This is a genomic window from Massilia oculi, assembly GCF_017582745.1.
In the GTDB taxonomy this organism is placed as follows: Bacteria; Pseudomonadota; Gammaproteobacteria; order Burkholderiales; family Burkholderiaceae_D; genus Telluria; species Telluria oculi_A.
This window is the reverse complement of record NZ_JAFVIM010000037.1, coordinates 17,031-34,374: the sequence shown is the minus strand read 5'-3', so window position 1 is coordinate 34,374 and position 17,344 is coordinate 17,031. Positions and strand designations below refer to the sequence as shown.

23 protein-coding genes and 1 pseudogene are annotated in these 17,344 nt (G+C 56.2%); 2 read left to right on the top strand and 22 right to left on the bottom strand.

Annotated features, from left to right (window positions below; translation table 11 throughout):
• Nucleotides 1–174: 174 nt before the first annotated feature.
• A pseudogene (locus J3U95_RS28905) lies at nt 175–675 on the bottom strand (MerR family transcriptional regulator); the annotation flags it as partial.
• A gap of 327 nt (nt 676–1,002) precedes the next feature.
• Between J3U95_RS28905 and J3U95_RS26505 the strand changes: the two are divergent.
• Entirely contained in the window at nt 1,003–1,278 is a 276-nt protein-coding gene (locus tag J3U95_RS26505; protein WP_208281532.1) for a hypothetical protein, read from the top strand.
• 149 nt (nt 1,279–1,427) lie between these two features.
• On the opposite strand, the gene J3U95_RS26500 is transcribed toward J3U95_RS26505, so the two are convergent.
• On the bottom strand, nt 1,428–3,230 hold the full coding sequence (locus J3U95_RS26500; protein ID WP_208281531.1) for a phage integrase family protein: 1,803 nt from the start codon (nt 3,228–3,230) through the stop codon (nt 1,428–1,430).
• A gap of 820 nt (nt 3,231–4,050) precedes the next feature.
• Here J3U95_RS26500 and J3U95_RS28675 point away from each other — a divergent pair.
• On the top strand, nt 4,051–4,950 hold the full coding sequence (locus J3U95_RS28675) for a sensor histidine kinase (RefSeq protein WP_208281530.1): 900 nt from the start codon (nt 4,051–4,053) through the stop codon (nt 4,948–4,950).
• 89 nt (nt 4,951–5,039) lie between these two features.
• Here J3U95_RS28675 and J3U95_RS26490 read toward each other — a convergent pair whose 3' ends face one another.
• From J3U95_RS26490 to J3U95_RS26395, 20 genes are all read right to left on the bottom strand, one after another.
• Nucleotides 5,040–5,333 (bottom strand): hypothetical protein, encoded by a 294-nt coding sequence (locus tag J3U95_RS26490; protein WP_208281529.1) that lies wholly within the window; start codon nt 5,331–5,333, stop codon nt 5,040–5,042.
• 12 nt (nt 5,334–5,345) lie between these two features.
• Nucleotides 5,346–5,606, bottom strand: a complete 261-nt coding sequence (locus J3U95_RS26485) for a hypothetical protein (RefSeq protein ID WP_208281528.1) — start codon at nt 5,604–5,606, stop codon at nt 5,346–5,348.
• A 14-nt stretch (nt 5,607–5,620) separates the two neighbouring features.
• Entirely contained in the window at nt 5,621–5,842 is a 222-nt protein-coding gene (locus tag J3U95_RS26480; RefSeq protein ID WP_208281527.1) for a hypothetical protein, read from the bottom strand.
• A gap of 56 nt (nt 5,843–5,898) precedes the next feature.
• Entirely contained in the window at nt 5,899–6,165 is a 267-nt protein-coding gene (locus J3U95_RS26475) for a hypothetical protein (RefSeq protein ID WP_208281526.1), read from the bottom strand.
• A 54-nt stretch (nt 6,166–6,219) separates the two neighbouring features.
• Nucleotides 6,220–6,552, bottom strand: coding sequence for a hypothetical protein (locus J3U95_RS26470; RefSeq protein WP_208281525.1), 333 nt, complete (start codon nt 6,550–6,552; stop codon nt 6,220–6,222).
• 67 nt (nt 6,553–6,619) lie between these two features.
• Nucleotides 6,620–6,928 (bottom strand): hypothetical protein, encoded by a 309-nt coding sequence (locus J3U95_RS26465; RefSeq protein WP_152570895.1) that lies wholly within the window; start codon nt 6,926–6,928, stop codon nt 6,620–6,622.
• Between the two features lie 164 nt (nt 6,929–7,092).
• Nucleotides 7,093–7,374: a hypothetical protein gene (locus J3U95_RS26460; RefSeq protein ID WP_036209494.1), complete on the bottom strand. Its 282-nt coding sequence runs from the start codon at nt 7,372–7,374 to the stop codon at nt 7,093–7,095.
• A gap of 404 nt (nt 7,375–7,778) precedes the next feature.
• A complete protein-coding gene (locus J3U95_RS26455; protein WP_161783949.1) occupies nt 7,779–7,955 on the bottom strand; it encodes a DUF7167 family protein in 177 nt (58 codons plus the stop codon).
• Nucleotides 7,956–7,972: 17 nt separating this feature from the next.
• Nucleotides 7,973–8,281 (bottom strand): hypothetical protein, encoded by a 309-nt coding sequence (locus tag J3U95_RS26450; RefSeq protein ID WP_036209486.1) that lies wholly within the window; start codon nt 8,279–8,281, stop codon nt 7,973–7,975.
• A 92-nt stretch (nt 8,282–8,373) separates the two neighbouring features.
• On the bottom strand, nt 8,374–9,096 hold the full coding sequence (locus tag J3U95_RS26445) for a hypothetical protein (protein WP_152570894.1): 723 nt from the start codon (nt 9,094–9,096) through the stop codon (nt 8,374–8,376).
• Nucleotides 9,097–9,795: 699 nt separating this feature from the next.
• Nucleotides 9,796–10,146, bottom strand: coding sequence for a hypothetical protein (locus J3U95_RS26440; protein WP_152570893.1), 351 nt, complete (start codon nt 10,144–10,146; stop codon nt 9,796–9,798).
• A 96-nt stretch (nt 10,147–10,242) separates the two neighbouring features.
• The gene (locus J3U95_RS26435; RefSeq protein ID WP_208281524.1) at nt 10,243–10,878 is read right to left on the bottom strand and encodes an adenylosuccinate synthase; all 636 of its coding nucleotides are present in this window, start codon (nt 10,876–10,878) and stop codon (nt 10,243–10,245) included.
• A gap of 11 nt (nt 10,879–10,889) precedes the next feature.
• Nucleotides 10,890–11,102, bottom strand: a complete 213-nt coding sequence (locus J3U95_RS26430) for a hypothetical protein (RefSeq protein ID WP_208281523.1) — start codon at nt 11,100–11,102, stop codon at nt 10,890–10,892.
• 201 nt (nt 11,103–11,303) lie between these two features.
• Nucleotides 11,304–11,729, bottom strand: coding sequence for a hypothetical protein (locus J3U95_RS26425; protein WP_208281522.1), 426 nt, complete (start codon nt 11,727–11,729; stop codon nt 11,304–11,306).
• A 200-nt stretch (nt 11,730–11,929) separates the two neighbouring features.
• Nucleotides 11,930–12,271 (bottom strand): hypothetical protein, encoded by a 342-nt coding sequence (locus J3U95_RS26420; protein WP_036209457.1) that lies wholly within the window; start codon nt 12,269–12,271, stop codon nt 11,930–11,932.
• Between the two features lie 68 nt (nt 12,272–12,339).
• A complete protein-coding gene (locus J3U95_RS26415; protein ID WP_036209454.1) occupies nt 12,340–12,618 on the bottom strand; it encodes a hypothetical protein in 279 nt (92 codons plus the stop codon).
• Between the two features lie 609 nt (nt 12,619–13,227).
• Complete coding sequence (locus J3U95_RS26410; RefSeq protein WP_208281521.1) at nt 13,228–13,962, bottom strand: hypothetical protein; 735 nt, start codon at nt 13,960–13,962, stop codon at nt 13,228–13,230.
• An 80-nt stretch (nt 13,963–14,042) separates the two neighbouring features.
• Nucleotides 14,043–14,702, bottom strand: a complete 660-nt coding sequence (locus tag J3U95_RS26405; protein ID WP_036209446.1) for a tyrosine-type recombinase/integrase — start codon at nt 14,700–14,702, stop codon at nt 14,043–14,045.
• Nucleotides 14,703–14,990: 288 nt separating this feature from the next.
• Complete coding sequence (locus tag J3U95_RS26400; RefSeq protein ID WP_036209443.1) at nt 14,991–15,305, bottom strand: hypothetical protein; 315 nt, start codon at nt 15,303–15,305, stop codon at nt 14,991–14,993.
• Nucleotides 15,306–15,377: 72 nt separating this feature from the next.
• Nucleotides 15,378–17,279: an adenine nucleotide alpha hydrolase family protein gene (locus J3U95_RS26395; RefSeq protein WP_229520116.1), complete on the bottom strand. Its 1,902-nt coding sequence runs from the start codon at nt 17,277–17,279 to the stop codon at nt 15,378–15,380.
• Nucleotides 17,280–17,344 lie beyond the last annotated feature (65 nt).

The following is a 17,344-nucleotide window of genomic DNA, read 5'->3' as shown; positions in this document are numbered from 1 at the left end:
GTGCCGCCATCCTCAATCGCTTCACGCGCTTGGGCACGCCCACGACCGTAGCGGTGACCATGCCGTAAATCCGTCTGGGGTTTGGGGTACTACGCGCTCAATTGATTTATGCAACAAAGCCTCAATGACTTGTTTTTTCAGGTAAAAACACTGTTGGCCGAAGCGCGCTACCGGGACGAGTTTCCCATGGGTCTCCCATCGATGCAAAGTCCGGACGTTTACATTGCAAAGTTCCGCAGCTTCACTGCGGCTTACCAGGCTTTTAGCTACCCGAGGCGATACACCCGGCAGAATAGGCCCACCATCCGCCAGTCTGGCACGCAGGGCGCCAATCTGTTCAGCGGTGTAGAGTCGCCGGTTGGTGATGGAACGAGCAGCGTTAACTGTGGGGCCAGCATCCTCGAGACGGTCCAGTTGATCGATCGAAATGCCCAGTTGCTTTGCGACCACGGCGGCGCTCAAGCGGATCAGTTGCGGAGACGTAAGTGGAGGCGCGTCGAGTGGGAGACTGAGGCGATCGCGAAGCTGCTGTTCGGAATACGCTATGCGCTGGCGCCCGGTAGGCTCTCCGTTAGGACGCAATGTGCCGTCCCTTTTCCAGTTGTATAAAGTCGGTACCGACACGCCAAGTAGTTCTGCAGCTTCCGCAATGGTGAAACTTTTTCCCAGCGACATTCAACTATTCCGTTCCCTTATTAACGCTACGATCCAGCGTTTCGGCTTCCGCGGCAGCATAGTAGTTCTCGGCCGCTTCAGCTATCCGCTTTTCCCGGGCCTTGAGCCAAATTGCCGTGGTCGACGCGCTTGCGTGTTCCAAGATCTCCTGCGCCCACGATCGGCATGGCCTTCTCGACTGCCAACGTCCCGAAAGTATACCGGAAGGCCTGCGGCGAGGTAGCGTCAGCTGAGCAAGGGTCTCGGGCGTCAGGCTCAAGTCATGCGTTGAATGTTTCGACAGGGAAATATCGGTGGTAAGATGCATCTTTGAACTAGGGATGTGAGATGAGTGAATTTATTCAAATCGGTAGCGCCCGCATTAAGCGCACTAATATCGCTTCGTTCGGCGTCAGCGTACGTGAGAAGAACTTCAAAAACGGGAGTCCGTTGGTATTGGTAGTGCTTTTGGGGCTTATGAAGGTCTCGAAAAAGGTTGAGCAAGCATTTTCCCCAGTCAAATATCTATACATAAAAACTTACCAGAACGATAACTACACATTCACCGAAAAAGAAATTGACATTGACGCGGTTCTTGCTGATTTGGAAAGAGGAAGAAAATGACATGGACCCTATCGCATATGTCGGTACAGCTCGCTCGTAGGCGGCGAACTACCCTTAGTATTACGTTTTAAGGAACGACGGCACCTATCCACGTCATTCTCATAAAGCGTCCTTCTTGATACGGGAGGCGGCTCCCAGCGCGTATCCAATCAACCGGGACTGCCGCTTTTCTCTTGGGCGTAATACATCTCTGCCTCCTCGACAATGCGCTTCTCTCGCGCCTTGACATAGATGGCAGTCGTCGACGCGCTTGCGTGACCCAGGATCTCCTGCGCCACCACGATCGGCATGTCCTTTTCCACCGCCAGTGTCCCGAACGTGTGCCGGAATGCGTGTGGCGAGGTCGCGGCAAGCTGTGCCAGGTGTTCTGGCGTCAGGCTCGCGGTGTGCTCAGGCGCCAGCGCACCGCCATGCTTGCTCACGCGCCGTAAGGCCCCGGCGATGAGGTCGTAGAACGAGTTCGGGTTGTACCCCTTCGTGCCGAGGTCGACGTGCTTCGACAAGGCCCGTTCCGTCCCAGGCACCACGATCGGAGCGAGTAGAGGCAGATCGATCCCCTGCGCATCGAAATCCGCATCTCGATCGAGCCAGTGGGCGCGTAACGCCGCGATTGTCCTTGGGCTAACCGGCACCTTGCGCATCTTGCTGCGCTTGCCCAGCACCTCGAGCATCCAGACCGTCGTGCCGTACCGGCTTTTCTTGAGCGCACCGCGACGGGCGCTGGCCGCTTCTGCGCGACGCAGCCCGGAGTCACCCATCAGCAGGATCGCGGCGAGGGCCACCCGGTCCTGCTGGTTTTCCGGAATAGAGGAGCGCTCCGTGAGGACATCGATCACCTTGTCCCAAAGGTCCTTCGGCAAGGCTCGCTCGATATCCATCTTCTCGACCTGTTCAACGACCGTAGGGTCTTTCACAGCCGCCCAGGGCGACCCTGACAAATATCTGACCTTGACCAGCCAATCGAACGCAGCGCGCAGGACCAGCAGCGCCTGTTTCTGTGACGCTGCGCTCATGCGCGTCTCTGCAAACGGCTTCCAGCGCTTGCTTGTCTTGACCGTGCGGGGGCCACAAAACTCCGGCAGGGGAGCGACCAAGAAATTCTTGTATGCCTCGCAGTCATCCACCAGCAGCGACGACATCGGCTTGCACGCGACAAGAGCACACCAGAGGATGAAGCGCTCCAGCTCCTTGGTATAAGCGCGCAGCGTGTGCGTCTGGCCAGCGTACCGCGCCAGGAAGCATTGGATTGCTTCAAGGTCGTTCCGGGCTGAGATAAAGCAGAACGCTGGAGCGCGATTGGCGCCGTCGTAGCCTGCCAGCCATCGTGGCAGCTGGAACGTACCGAACGGCGCGATTTCGCGCTTTCTAGTAGGGTCAAGCACAGGCAGCAGATCGAACGTGTCGGCTGGCACGAGGTGGTTGCGCTCAACTCCTATCTCGCCAAGCTCGTCGGGCCACTTCTGCAGGAAGCGCATGATCGAGCCAGCGCGGCCGGCGCCAATGCGCGGTACCGAGCGCCACCAGCTCGCGCCGCGGCGGTTGATCAGGTCGACCAGGTCACCGAGCGTAAGGATGCCTTCGTCTTTGAACGCCTCTACGGTCTTGGGCTTGAACCATTGCGAAATGCGCTGCACCCGGCTTGGTACTGGTTCTGGCAGGTCCGCAGCTTGGATCAGGATCTCGAGCGCCTTGGTCGTGATCGCGCCACCTTGGCGGGCGTGCTGGAGCGCCTCGGCCGCCCCTGGGTTGTGCGCGATGGCTCGCTCGATCAGGTTCGCGCGCATGTCGAGTAGCCAGCGTTCCAGGCCTTGTTCGACTTGAGGGCTGTCTTCGCTGTAGTACAGATCAGCGATGCGCTGCAGGGGGATTTTCAGGACGTATGCGCGCAGCGCGGTGTAATCGCTGCGATTGTAGGTTAGCTGCGGTAGCTCGACGGTAGTGTGCTGGGTCATGCCGCCACCTGGTGGTCGGTGGCAAGGTGCGGCGGCTGGATGCTTGCGGTGCTGTTGCGTTCGATCGATGAGTACATTCGGATGGGCAGTATCAAACTTTATTGTCGGCAACGAAAACTGCCGAGATACCCCATCCTAAACGTGTTTCACGGCCAAAACAAGCATAAAAGCAACGATGATAATACGAGTTATCATCGGAGGTTTATGAACGGCACAAGCTTGTTGACCGCTTTCATGGAGCGATAACGGAGCGCCGGCGCTGCTCCAGCTCATACGGCGCGTGCAGTTCGCGCCGTCTAGTGACATCTGGCGACAGCATGCGCTGCTTCGTCGCAAACCATCCTGCAGCATTAGCTGACCGTTCACAATAGTTCATGTCATCTGCCATTGGCGTCTGAAATGAACTAACTTTCTTCTGCAGAACTTCACACCAAATTTGCCCGACCGCTCCATCTTGTTGCCGAGCAAGCGCACCAGCGTGCGCATCGTCTCGCTCATGCACGATGGCTTACCTTGAATTATTCTTAGCGAACGATAAGGTTGCTCGCCAACAATGAAATCGACTTTGCAAACCTCAGTGCCACGACGCGGCCATCCTCTAGATCTCTTCCCAGTGTTTCAATGCTGGCCAAGGTCACATGCGTGCGACCTGCTCTACACTGCGCTTTTGAACACGCTAATAGCCTTGGTGATCTCAGCAGCGCTACACAGCTTCGGCATTGGACCAGCGCCATTCCACCTTTTATTTAGCCATAGCCTGCTAATCTCGCAATGCGTTGGCTTTGCAATCCACTGCGCGCTTCTGGTATTGGGCGCCGCAGTGCCGCGTTCCTCTAGTCGATTAATTGGGCGGCTGCTCAAACTGACAGCGATCGTCCTGGCCAGCATTTTCGGCATCACCCTAGCGGCGAGCATCCTTGCCGGAACGCTGACCGCGCCATACCTGGATGTTGGCGATATCGGCGGATTGCTTGCCAGTGGACTGGTGATTGGCGTGGCCATGCTTGCGATGCTGGTCGCTGGCGAGCGTCGCATCGAGCGCCAGACCTCCGCGTCACGTCAGCAGGAACAAATTTCCAATGCAGCGAGGTTAATGGCAGAGTCGCAGCTGAGTACCTTACGGGCTAAGATTGAACCGCATTTTTTGTATAACTCTTTGGCAAATGCGGTAAGTTTGATCGAAAGTCAGCCGGCCCAAGCACGGCGGTTGCTGGAAGGTCTGATCGACTTCCTGCGGACAAGCCTGGCAGTTAGCCGGACCAGTATCGTCACGCTGGGCGCCGAGTTGGACTTGGCCGCCGCTTACCTCCAGGTGCTTGATGTGCGCATGGGTGCTCGCTTGCATTGGCACATTGACGCAGCCACCGATTTGCGCTGTTTGTCTATCGCACCTATGCTCATCCAGCCGCTGGTAGACAACGCCGTGAAGCACGGGGTAGAACCTATGATCGATGGGGGCGAGATCGTCTTACGCGCCCTCATCCATGATGGATTTCTTCGCGTCGAAGTGCGCGACAGCGGCCGAGGACTAGTGGCCGATCCACTTAGCCACCGTCTTGGTACTAGCTTGCTCAGCCTTCGAGAACGCCTTAGGCAGCTCCACGGTCCAGTGGGGAATTTAGAACTAATCGAAAATCCTGGCGGCGGCGTTATCGCACGGTTGACGCTTCCACTCACCCGCTCCGATACAACATCATCGTTAGTCAATTCACCTGATTAGTCTGCTTCCCATCTCACCATGGTCTCGCGTGCCGGCGTCAACGGACACAGCCAATATAGCAAGTTTCGAGAACATAGATTTTTCCGAGGTCACGCACGTTTCTTGTGGTCTTGAAACTCATTCCAAAGACCATAGAACGGATTTAGGCGATCGAGCAAGCCAAGAGCAACAGCAACCATCAAAATAGGGAAACCGAATGCCATCGTTATCACTGTCAGATTTGCTGCAACGGTGACTATCGTATTGTCTAACACTGAGCTTAGCCACTTGATACTGAGCGCCGAGAGCCACGCACTGACGCCGATAATCGTGATGGTCCACAAACGGACTACGATGTGTCCGAGAACAGTAGTAGTTGGATTGGTCAGATCCGGCATTGTCATGATCTAGTTTTCCTATTCAAACTCGACGCCGAGATTTTGCAGCGCTTCGAGGATGTCTTCCTCGGCCGTGCCAACCGTTGGGCAACGGCCTTCGCTGTGTACTTTTACCTCGGCGCCGCCCAGCCAGTTCCAACCGCCGCCGCTCTGGACAGTCCAGTGCCACAGAATGATCCCGTGGCTGATCTCTGGCTTCAAAAAAACAAGGTAGCCAAGAACATCGCTCACAAAGCCGCCTGGCATCGTGGCACCGCTTCTAGTCCAGGTAATTTCCATGTTTTCCGAGACTGTTATGCCGCCACTGGCTTGCTCAAGTTGCGAGCCAATACCATCAAAAATGCGAAGACATGGGCCATGACGAAGAAGCCGATTGCAGCCCACCCCAACGGAAGTGTAGTGGGGGAAGAAAAGTCTAACCAGGTCACGGCGAACCACATCACGCCGCCAACAAGGGCAGCGAGAACAGATACGCCGAAAAGAGTTGCAAAAATAGCGGTGTAGATTTTGCCCATGACTTTTTTCTGTAATCCCTAGAGTTTCGTTTTAGTTACCGAGCGGCTTTTCCGGCCTACCTGAAGATCGCGTTGAGGATGACGGCAAACCCAGCTGCGGTTCCAACGAAGCGGACGATGTAGGCGGAAGTGGTATCAGTGAACATGGCGCCGAGGCCAGCACCGAAGCCAGCAACGATGAGGCCAACTGCTGGAAGCCACGCCGGCACCGTATCGGCGTTCTGCCCACCCATCACCAGGACAATGATCGCACTCATTGCGATCATGAGGCCGCCAAAGGTCGGCTTAAGCCACCGCTGATTTCTTTCAAAATACGATTTCATAGTTTTCGTAATCCCTTGAGTTTCGTTTTGACCGTTAAAGACCGTTTTCCGGCCTTACTCGCCGTATCCGGTCTTGCGTCGGAAGTGCTCAGAAATATGCTGGTACTGTTCTTTAACCGTGCCACCTTCCGTAATCGACAGCTCATAGGCATGGCGCAGAAAAAGCGGCTCGATGAGCTTATAGGTGTGGACGCGCGATTTGACCCCATTCGCGCGTTCGTAGACCAGCATATCGGCCTCGGGAAAGCCGGGATCTGCTTCGATGATGGCACCAGTGTTCAGGTCGATCACAGCGGTGCGAGGGTTTTCGATCAAGGACATGAAGCGGTCCATGCCTTGCAGATTCCCCAAGAAGTCAATCACACGTTCAGCAACGGTGTTCGTCATACTCATCTTTCAAACAATACCGGCTACCGGCCGGCTGTCGGGCGCACGCGGCGCTTTTCCGATATCGTTAGGGAGCGGTTACAGCCAGGAACGCCGCTACGTATGCACTTAGTAATACGAACGCGCTGGTGCATAGGATTTTGATGCGACGTTCTTCCATTAAGAACGCCAATAAGCCACCAATGTGTATCGTGAACACCGCTACCCAAAACATTGCTTTGGATGCGACCGCATGTCGAAACGGAGCGCCCAATACGGCAACCATTGTATCGCTGTCATAACTATTCAGCTGATAGCCGAGCGATCCGGTGAGTACAACCGCGATCGCGATCCAAAGTGTGAATGTGTTTCCATTCTTTGTCCGTTGATATGTCATGGCTGCTCCTATTGCAGCCGGCACGATGCCAGCCTCTCAATGCCTCAGCCGCGTCGAGCGCGGCATGGTTACTGCTGGGTGTTTCCTTTAGTCCTGCTCGCGGTCAAAGTACCAGGCCGTCAAGCCGATCAAACCGCCTATCGCTCTTGCCCTTTTCCGCTGGTCTAGTCGTAGCTCGGCGGGGTTTCGCCGGCCACTGCTTTAAAACGTTCCTCAGCGTTCGCGGCGGTCCATTCGGTAAGCTCGCCGTGATCCATTTTCCGACCCTCCAGTTGGTCGTCGTTCATCATTTCGACGCCCATCCCGGCGTGCGCTATGCAGAACATTGCGAGCGCTTTCGGCTCTTGGGTTGACCGGACGCTGCCGCCGTCCATACCGCCGATGCTGGCGGCCACTTCAACCGACTGCATCGTTTCCAGGCACACGAGGTAATAGTAGGTGCTCATGCTTTTCCGTGCTTAGTCGTGGTTGACGACCAGGGCGCGCGATTGGACTAAGGCCGTGCATAGTCCTTGGTACACCGAGGGGGCGCTCGTCAGTAGACACGCTGCGAGGATGCCATAGGCCACGCTACCCATGGACAAGCGATCAAACGGCGTCGGCAACACGATGGCGTCCAGCGACGCCGTTATTGAGATTACCCACGGTGACGCGATCCAGAACACGAGAGCAACAACGACGATAACTGCCGTTGCGATTTGGCCTTTATCTGCTAGGCTCAATGGGACAGTCAAAGGTTTTCGCATCTACTTCTCCGCTTCGTTCGACGGGCCGACACCGTGCCAACCCTTTCAATGCCGATGCCCGCTCGACGGCGGGCTACGGGTGCTGCTGGGCCTTTTCCTCGGCGTCAGACTTCGTTCCAGTACCATTCCATCATCGAGAACGCAGCCTCCCGGCAAGCGTCATCCTTCTCTTTGTCGGTCATGCCTTCCCATTCGGCCCGGTCGAACTCCAGCTCGACCACGCACTCGCTGTTGATCTTTTGCGTGCTGATCGCCACGCGGATTTTGATTTTGTCGCTCATGTCGTTTTCCGGTCCAGTTATGCGCTCGCCAGCTCGCCGGCCAGGTTGGCGCGGCCAGCGGCGATCAGCTGCTCAATCGAAGCGCCCATCAGGATTTCGCACGTCTCGACCGACACCGGCTTGTCGTCAACGATGTCGCCGTTGGCGTCGAGGCGATCGGCAACCAGGTTGGTTGCGCCGGCGAAGGCCGGGACATTCGCCCATGCCGCATCGTCTTCCTCGCGGGTGATGAAACCGGCGCCGCCCAGCGTGATTACTTCATTGCTGGTCGTGTCGGCGTACACCAGGCGGATGGAGCCGACGCACTGCTGCTCGTTCGTATTCATGTGTCGCTTTCGTTCGCTGGACCGGCACCGTGCCTACCCTCTTAATGCCGTTGCCCGCTCATGGCGGGCTTCGGGTGCTGCTGGGCCTTTTCCTAGCTTTTCGTGCTCGTATTTCGATCGGCCATACTGTTTGATGACGCCGTTAAGATGGCACTGACCAATCGCTGGCGACCTGTTTGTCCTTTCATCGGTTGTGACGGCCGATTCCACCAAGATGTCGCAGGATGAGGAACGTCCAAGGTGTGGATACCTACTTGCTGCAACTGATCAGCCAAGCCAGCCTTTGCATGCTTCCATGCGAGTCTTGAAGCAAAGACGACCAATTGAGGTTCCAAGATCGAAACCACTTCGTTGACAACGCTCGTAGCTTCGATGACATCGCGTGGGTGGACCCTCAGCGATTTGCCGCTTTCTTCCGCTGGCCGTTGGAAATAGTTCATATACGCTATCGACTGCAACGGGCTGCCAGGCAAGGTCCCGACGACTCCACTAGCCCTAAGTGCGCTCGCCAACGAGTGGAAAATCGCTTTCGATTTACTTTTCTTACGGCCATTGATGGCATTGTCGAAAATTTTGCGCGTACAGATATAAGGTATCGTGGCCACACACGAGATGTTTCGGCCTTCGTACCACAGGTCAGGATGATTCGATGCCTCGGCTTGATCAACGTAATGGCTTTCGCCCAGGACTAAGATACGCAGAGTAGCGTTTCGGTAAAGATCACCGACTGCTACCATCATCTCCGGATAATGAGAGTAGTGTGAAATAGTGGTCAGTCGGTCGTCGAACTCTAGAGTGAGGCTTGTGTGGGACATACTCGTTTTTTCTTTCGCTAGGCAGCACTGCGCCGCCCTCTCAATGCCAATGCCGCGTCGAGCGCGGCGAAGGCGAAGGCGAAGGCGAACATGATAGTTGACGACGTATAGGGGAAGACTCTCCGAAATTCACACCGGCCGATCAACTAACTTTTCCGTCTTAAGCGTGTTCGAGCGGTCGGGCCGCGTCGGGAACACGAATTTCGATAAGGTTGTCGCGATCCTGGCCATACACATGGCTGTACTCCCCGCGATCAGCTTGGAAGCGCGGCCGACGCACACGGATTTTCGCGCCGCGAGGAAGCCACACCGTCACCCAGCGTTCGCCAATACTGGCGCGACAAATTTTCGGTGCCGGGTCTTCCCTCTCCCACGGCTTCCCCGGCGCTACGCGCCAGGACCAGTAGCAGTATGCGACCGGGGAGTAAGTAGGTGTGGCCATGTCGTTTTCCGGGACAGTTAGGGTGACGGGAAGACGATCTTACAATTGGCCGATACCGTCACTTCGTCGGCGTGCGAGTTCGTGTATGCGTTCCGCAGCTGCGAAACGTCCGACATCGCCACCACCAGGTTAAACGCCGTGTGGCAGTTTGGACATTGGTAAGGCAAGGCGCTCATGCCGAGTCGGACGGGAGCCGTTTCGGCATGGCCGCATTTCGGGCAATTTGGTAGCGTAATATTCATGCTCTTTTCCTAGCGCTACCGTACGATGCGTTGAACCGGAAATCCACGGTGCTCCGCGTGGCAATGCGCAGAGAGATCGGAAGCCAACTCCTGTACGATCTGCTTCAGGACCTCAGCGACAGAGAGGCCATTCTCACCTTTCTGGAGGATATAGTCCGAGTAAAAAAGCTGGTAGAACCACTCTCTCGAAAAGTACCGGGTCACGCCGTTCTGGATGAGCTGCTCGCCGTTTGCAGGAGCGCCAAGCGCATCGAGCACGTAGTCGAACATCTTGTCGCTTGAACAGAAATCATCAGTGAAACCAGCTCGCTCGAGCATTTCAGTCCGTCTCGCCTGGAACTCTACAAACAACATGATGTCGATCATGGTTTGCTTGTCGATCGTACGTCGTCTACTAACGACCCACGGCTCGGAATCTAGGTCTAACTCTGCTTTGGGCATATCCATATTTTTCCTCGGTGCCTACGCGCTCTTGCGCCGGGCGATTATTTGAACACCTGGAGCGATGTCAGCGACCGCCCGCTCCAGCATATTTGAACGCTCACGCGCACGTACGGCGTCGAGTTCCCGCGCCAGTCGGGATCGTTCGTTGTTCGCCTTCTTTAGTTCCGTATGAAGCGCTTCTACATTGCCTACCCTAGACAGCATCGCCGCCAGCAAAAGCCATTCGCGGTGCAGTGCGCGCTCATGCCGCCAGATCGCTTGCTCAGCACGCTTGCAGAGCACATGACCGGCCAGAACGCGCAACACGCCTTTGGGCGATACTTCTATCAGTCCCCAGCCCTGCGGCAGCTCTTGGGTCGATATGATCGCTTCCGGAGCCATGAAGTAGCGATAGAGGCCCATGCCCAGCGAACTATTTTGCCGATGCGCCTTGGCTCGATCAGCCAAGTAATCGGCGCGGCTTACCTTGACCTCTACAACAACCGAGCCTTCGTCTTCCGCTGTCGTCCTAAATCCGATCGCATCCGGGATCTCGCCGTTCCAGCCGCACTTTGCCTCCGAAAAGGCGACTTGGCACGCTGGTCCACTGCGACCAGGCGCACGTTTGAGCCAGTTCACGGCCAGGCTGCAAAGCTCTTGATGGCTGTAGGACATAGGCGCTTTTCCTAGCGATCTTGAGCCGTGCGGGCGTCTTGCCTTTTGGCGTCCCGCAGTTCGTCATGAGCCGCATCCATCATCACGAAGAGCACGCTGACGCCCGTCGCGATTGCCACGAGCGCTGTAATGACCCCGAACGCCTGGTTGTCTGGCAGGAGGACATACCTGACGCTGGCTAATGCAAGCGTCAGTCCCAACAAAATGATGTTCGTTTTCTTCATGGTCTTTTCCGTCCTAGTTTAAAGAGCTTGACACCGTGCACAATATGGCGCGTTCCGATCCTGCCGCCTCACACAAGTCGCCGGAATTCCGTTGCATCCACGTGGGCGAGGAGTAGCAGGACGTGCCGCAATACCAGACAGAATCTCCCCTTGGGTCAATATTTTTCCAACTCCCGCTTGCGTCGATTTCATCGTTTTCCGTTACTTCCGCACTTCGATCGAAGCACCGGCAGCAGCCAACGCCGCGGCGCCCATTTCTGCACAGGTGGCGCACCACCTTTCGTTAAGGTGACCTCGAACACCCCACGACTTCATCGGGAGCGCCGTGTTCATTGTCCTGGCGCCGCAAAGTCCGGTGGCATTGGTAGTGGTGTGAGACAGATGGTAAAACCAAGTCCCGCTCACTCCCTCTGTGACATGATACGAGGGGACAATCGTCCAGCCGATTACCGCATCCCAGTCGCGCAACACTTTGCGTCCGGCGCCATCGGCGCCTACCCGCAGCACTGCTTGTTTCGGCTTCCCCGGTTTGTGTTCATAGCCCATCACGCGATACAGCCCACCTTTCGGCGTCTCCCATACTTCGCCAGGCTGAAAGGCGTCACCTCTGCTCAAGACCGTTGCCATGTTCTTTTCCTAGCTCATCAGTACATTTGTTTAGGTCAGGTCAGAAATGACCATGCTAACCCGACCAGCCCTATCGCATAGCCCACTAATGCAATTCGCTCACGTTGCTTACCTGGGCCAACGCCGATAGCTAAGACCCCCAACAGGAAGATTGCAACTACAAATGCTGCTAGAAATGGCGTGGACATTGTTTTCCGTAGTTAGACGTGCTCGCCGGCCGCAGCAGACTTCAGCGCATTGAAAAATTCGTTGTTCGCGCTCAGCCAGTGTTGCAGACCCGGCTCGTCGTTGAACAGCGTAGGCTGCCGGGTCGTGATTGCCGCGACGATTTCTTGATGCTCGCGAATGCGTTTTTCGACGCCGCCACCGCTACGCTCGATGACCGCTGCAACGGCGCCAAGCTGGCGGCGCAAGTGGCCGATTTCTTCCGCTAGGTGCAAATGATATTCGTCCATACTTTTACTGGACTGGTACTGCCGACGTACCGTGTAAGCAAGTACCGCGATGATCGTGCATGCGACGGCTGCGAGAATAAAGTTCATATCTTCTGTAACTTCTAGGGTTTCGGTTTGAACGCTCAGCGGCTTCGTTTGAATCAGTCAGTGCTTAATCACCCCTCTGCGGCAGTTTCAGCGTCACGGCGTTCGCATAAGGCGACTCGAATTCGCCTGTGCACTTCGTTGTCGCGGCGCACAGCCTGCAGCTCGCGTTCGCTCAACTCTCGTCCAGCCGATACCGTCGTTGCGGCTTCCAGCAAAACGTGCTGGCCGGTCATATCAAACACTCGCGTCACTGTGGTTCGCACCTCGTCGTTGACTGAGACATCCATCTCCAACTTTCCGACTGCATCGGGATTCAAGTAGGTATTCCCGAAAACACGAATCAACATTGAATTCTTCCTTGTCGGCTTCCGGCCGGTTCGGGGCACTAGGTTAGCACCGCTCTCAATGCCACAGCCGCGTCGAGCGCGGCGTGGGTAGTGTTGGGCCTTTTCCGTCTCAGTTAAGGTGTTTTCTCACCGTGCCCATAAACATCATTATAGTAACGCTACGTTACTATGTCAACGCGATCACGAGTTTATCGAGCTTATTCTTCGTAAGGTCGATACCCAAACCTGACAACTCATCTTCAAGGACTTTGCGCATCATGTAGCGCCTCACTGCCACGGGGCAGCGTTCGAGCTCGAAGTTTCGCGATGCTACGACTGAGGGCCAATTGTGTTTGTAGCTCGTGCCGGCCGCTGCGTTCAAGTCAGTAAGGATGTCGATTAATGACCGCCCAGCTGCGCGTTCTAGCGTCATCCACCGCTCGAATAGTCCTTGTATCGGTTTTGTCATCAGCCACCTATCGCTTACGCCCTACAAACTCACGTGAAACATGCGTTGCTACCTGACGCTTAGTTTCGCGAAGCGAATCTACCTCTTCGCGGGACAACACCCGAGTCGTTCCGACTGGCGCCCTCCGTTCCCCTTGAACGACATACTGAACAGATTGGCCTCTACTGTTCAGTATCCGCTGCTTCGATGCGATCGCGGATTCTTTCGCCTGTTTCAGTGTTGATGAGGTAACGACTTTCGGAGGCCGTAAGGCACTCAAATCCGAAGCCGAAACGCTCTTTCCACCATTCTTCGAGTTGACCATGTTTGTTCCTTAGCTCAATAAGTTGTTCAGGCCGTTGATGCAAATATGCCGAGTGCGGCTTGCCAGTTAGAGTCGTTGCGCACAGCACGAGCCCGCCTTGCTGTTGAATATGGCCGCGCAAGTTCGCAATCGTCCCGCCCTGCCCGATGAAGTCGTCCACAATGACAAAAACTTCAGGCTTTACAATCCCCTCAAAGAACGCTTGTTTCGCCAGTCTCGAAAAGCCGCTGGCTCCGGTATGATTGACCACGTTCGCTTGCACAACGTCTCGTTCAACTTCCCAGTCGAGCATGTGGCCCAACAGATCAGCCATAACTTCGGGAATCGCGTTAACTCCCACGCGTTCTTCTGCATGCACGCTAATTAGGACTGGTTCCCAGGCGCTCCCTATGTCAATCAAAGTCCCTATTGCTTCATCGCTTACGCTATCCATCACGAGCTGCGCGGCAGCTTCAACATCGCCCGCCTTCGCTGCAGCGTACGCAGGATGCTGCTTTACAGCGGTCTCACTGGCATGAATCACCACATCGGGAAACTCAACAGGCCACGGGGCCCGCAGTGCTCGCGGAAAAAATTCTTTCTGCACCAACATCCCTTCCTATTCAAACTGCTAGTGACCGTTACATTATAGTAACGGTGCGTTACTAAGACAATGCCCGTCCGTTAGTTTTATTAGATTACGCGAGCTACTATCGCGCCAAGCCGTACAGGGTTGGCGTCAATCAGGCGCTTCGTGGCCGTTAGAGTTTCGTGACCTAGCAACTCGTTGATGTGCCGAAGATCGTAGCCGTTGTTTGCTAGGCGCACTGCGAAGGTGCGCCGGCCGGACATCGCGCTCGCGCCTTCAATGCCAGCCTGGAGGTGTAGTTTGCGAAAGAGTTGGCTGAGCGAATCGCACGAATAGCTTGGCGTGCCGCTGCCTGTGCGGCGCTCGATGAGCTTGTAAGGCTCGCCATCGCCGGTCAGGAAGAGCGGGCCGTCCGGGTCCAGGCCACGATATGCCGTGGCCATAGGCGTAACACCTTGCCGATGGGCGGAACGATATGCCAGGTAGGCGTCGATCGCACTCGTCACCTTGGAATTAGACCAGTAAATCGGCCGCTCCTTCCCGTTGTACGCGATGCGAGCATCAACGCATGACTTCACGCGAATAGAGCCGTCGCCGTTCAGATATGCGCGGAGCGGCAGCCTGGCAATCTCGGTCAACATCATACCCGTGCCGTAGACGGTCGTGAGAAGGGCCACATTGCGCAAGGGAGATTCGCCCGAGACGGCGGCGACTTTCAGCAGATGCCGTAACCGGCCTTCTTCGATATAGGGTGCTTTCGCCATTCGTTTTAGGCTTCCTTCGAGTTCTGTTCAGAGGCAGTATGGGGCCAGATTACCCTGAAACGTGCCCCATAGCAAGATGGTAAGCGACGTCCTCGGAAAAGCGTCACGACCTAATGGCGGGCCGACGGCGAATATGATCGGGATAATATGATGAACGTCATGTACTGAGGCGCGGGCTTATTACATAGCAGCTGTCGCTAGCCAATTACGATGGTTCGACGCTGGCATGACTAGAGGGATCGAGAACGAAGACAAAAAAAAACCCCGCATAAGCGGGGTCGTTGAAAGTTACTTTTGCACGAGGTTGTCCGCAGCATTCTTTATCGCTGCCGGCACCCTGCTCTCGTCGACTAAAAAGCTGCCGTTCGGACAGGCCTTTTTGTACGATGCATACAGCACGCCGTAATGGCCGGTGTTCGCTTGAGCGAATAGCCGCCCGTTGCCGGTGTCCGTCTCCCATTCGGCCGCGGCAGAAGTGCATCGTTCGAACTCGAGGCGCGCTTGAACCATGTTCACTACCGGGATGCTCACCGGGAGTGTGAACAGCACCGCGAATGCAATGTAGCCCCAGGTCGGGACTTCTCTCAGAAATGGCGAGGCCATAGTTTTCTCCTTGAAGAGGTTGTGGTTGGCCTAAGTGTATTCAGCCAAGTTATTTTTTGGAGTTGCTGGGAGCTACGCAGCCAGCGCCATTTCGGTAAACAGGTCGTTTTGCCGGTCCGGCGGGATTAGCTTCTGGTGTTCCGCGTTCGTGATCGAGTTCTTGCGGAAATACTCGTTCAACTCGACAGGCCCCAGGTTGTAGCGCTCGGCCAGATTCGCGATGTAGCGGTTGCGAAGGGCCATTTCCTGATACCGATGAGCGTGGCCGGCTGGCAGTGTCACGATGCCCTGGTTGAGCCAGAACGACGCGGACTCAGATGCCGGCATCAGGTTGCACTCGACAGCCATTGCGGGATACGTGCAGGTGATGAACTCACATGCGCGCTCCGCGTCGACGCTCAGCTGTTCCGTCTCTTCGAACCAGGACGTTCGCTTTCCAGCTACCTCGCGGTGAGTGAACAAGCGGTCAGGGTGCAGGTGCTTATTCCACAGCTCATTACTGAAACTGCGCATACCCTCAGACGGCGCCGCATAGTCGTAATTCCCAACCTTTAGCCATCGCTTGATTGGGATGGAAATCTTGGCTGCCTTCTGCCGCTTCGGAATCGCGAAACGCCTTCCAAGCACATTTACGTCGTACCAGATCTGCAGGGCGGGAAACGCGCTGAGTGCAGCATAGTGATTCGACCAGTGGTAGTCGATCATCACAAGCTGCGTGAGGCTCACCAACTCGAACGTTGGGGATGCCATCAGCCTATTCTCTTTGGTGTCTGGCAGGCGGCCGGTGACAATCGCTGCCTCCGTTGCCTCCGCACGGCTCCGTTCGTTCGCGTCCATCGTCAGCAGGTAGCGAAGCATCTGCTGGCGGAAGTCGAACGAGTAGACATCGGGCCTGATCGGCAGATAGCCTGCAGCGCTCAACTTGCGTCCCAAAAGCTCGCGTGTGTCCAAGTCGAACTGGGTAGCCATCAGAAGTTTCCTGAAGTCGTTCAACGGACGCATGTACTCGTACTTTTCGAGAGTGAGCATGCTTTCCATGCTCTTGTCCTTCTCCCCTGTTACCGTGCACCAGGCGCACCCTGTGCGCGAACCACACGCGGAACGATTGCCAGCGTCTCCGAGGACTACGCCGCAAACGCCATCATTGCTGTCCTGGTAGATCGCAAAAAGACGGTGGGCGCTTTCGACCGAAATGGCTGAGAGATACGGGCTGCTTTCCGGTTCCAGGAGTCCCTCTAACGTGTTCCACACGTCGTCGAGCGTCCACAGCGCGATGATGCTCAGTGCGAGCTCTCCGGACTCACCACGAACCGGCTCAACCGACGACTCGCCACGGCGCTCCATGCGGGCCTTGCGTGCCGTGGACTCGTCGAAGCGCGTACCGATAACAGTGATGATTTCCCGGCCGGTCTGCTCCAGTGCCCGTGCCTCCAGTTCGGTGGCCAGGCGCTGCGCCGGCAGGTATTTCCAATCGGCTGCGCACTGTCGGGCAGCGCCATTTTCGGGCCACCGAGGCAGCGTGCCGCGGCCGACGGTCGTCACCATGAACGACGATGCCAAGGACGGATGTGTTAGGTGTACTTCGATCGGCAGCGAGTGCGTAGCGAAGTGCCTGCGCATCTCGCCCTGCACTTCGAACAGGTGTTGTTCGACAGCGGGATTTTCAATGCCTGTAGAGCTGCTTGAGATGTGGTGCGTGGTGGTGATGCCCTCGGCGACCGCGCGTCGTACGGCCTCAATCAAAAGTACCGCGCACGTGGTGGAATCCTTGCCACCGCTGAAGCGCAGATGGAGAGGATGGCCGCGCCGGATCAGTGCAAGCAGTGTTTGGATGCCCTGCTCTTGGATTGAAGTTTTGTGGGTGGAAGGTTGGACTTTCACTGCGACCGCTGGCTCACCTTCGAGAATCGCCAACAGGTCTGCGATGTTGCTGCCGAGGGTACTGGCGGTGTGGGGTTGCTGTTGCATTTGCATTCGTTGCTCCAGGTGGGCCAAAGGGACGGCCCAATCGGGCGCATGCCCGATGGCGAATGTTGTGG